This window comes from Nocardia sp. NPDC051750 (genome assembly GCF_044453135.1).
In the GTDB taxonomy this organism is placed as follows: Bacteria; Actinomycetota; Actinomycetes; order Mycobacteriales; family Mycobacteriaceae; genus Nocardia.
The window spans coordinates 1-1053 of the sequence record NZ_JBITCK010000015.1; the positions used below are offsets into that span (position 1 = coordinate 1).

The window sequence follows — 1053 nt, forward strand, 5'->3', positions numbered from 1 at the left end:
CTAGGCCGCGTTTCATAAGCCCGTGAGTTGAGGGGCGGAACCCGTTGTCCGGGTTGAGAAGTTGGAGATATGGCGAGGTCTCCGGTAGTTGGTTGAACGACCAAGCACAACCGGAAGCCAACCGGAGACCTCGTGAACAGCGTAACGGCAACGTGCCGTGCGGATCTGACCGATGCCCAATGGGCGAAACTGAAACCGCTACTACCTGCTGGTATGAAGCCGGGCCGGCCACCACGGTGGTCGAAACGCCGGTTGATCGACGGTATCCGATGGCGGATCCGGACCGGCAGCCCGTGGCGTGACATCCCAGCGGTGTACGGGCCGTGGCAAACCGTGTACGGGTTGTTCCGCCGCTGGCAGCGCGACGGCACGTGGGAATCGATGCTGACCGCACTGCAAGCCCACGCCGACGCGGGCGGCGAGATCGAGTGGACGGTGAGCGTGGACTCCACGATCGCCCGCGCGCACCAGCACGCGGCAGGCGCCCGCCGCGACTTCGACGGCCAGGTCGAACCGGCAGGTGGTTTCGACGACGAACCCGCTGACCACGGTCTGGGACGGTCACGGGGTGGGTTCACCACGAAGCTGCATCTGGCCGCCGACCGGAGCCAGCGGCCGTTGGCTCTGGTGATCACGCCTGGTCAGTGGGCCGATTGCCCGCAGTTCACGACGGTGCTCGGCGAAATACGGGTGCCGCGGCTCGGGGTCGGTGGCACCCGGTCGCGGCCGGAACGGGTCCTGGCCGACAAAGCCTATTCTTCGGCGGCCAACCGTGCTTACCTGCGGCAACGCGGGATCAAGGCAACCATCCCGATCAAGGCGGACCAGGCAGCGCATCGCGTGGCGAAGGGCAATGCCGGTGGCCGACCACCGGCATTCGACCCGAGCCTCTACAAACTGCGCCACGCCGTGGAATGCACGATCAGCCGCCTCAAACAGCACCGCGCGGTCGCCACCCGCTACGACAAACTCGCTGTCCGCTACCTGGCCACGGTCCGCGTCGCCGCGATCAACCTGTGGTTATCCGGCCACAGCTTATGAAACGCGGCCTAG

At 66.2% G+C, this 1053-nt stretch carries 1 protein-coding gene; it reads left to right on the plus strand.

The window, feature by feature from the left end; genetic code table 11:
• The first annotated feature begins 132 nt into the window (after positions 1–132).
• Positions 133–1041: an IS5 family transposase gene (locus ACIA75_RS35720; RefSeq protein WP_397111509.1), complete on the plus strand. Its 909-nt coding sequence runs from the start codon at positions 133–135 to the stop codon at positions 1039–1041.
• Positions 1042–1053: the final 12 nt, after the last annotated feature.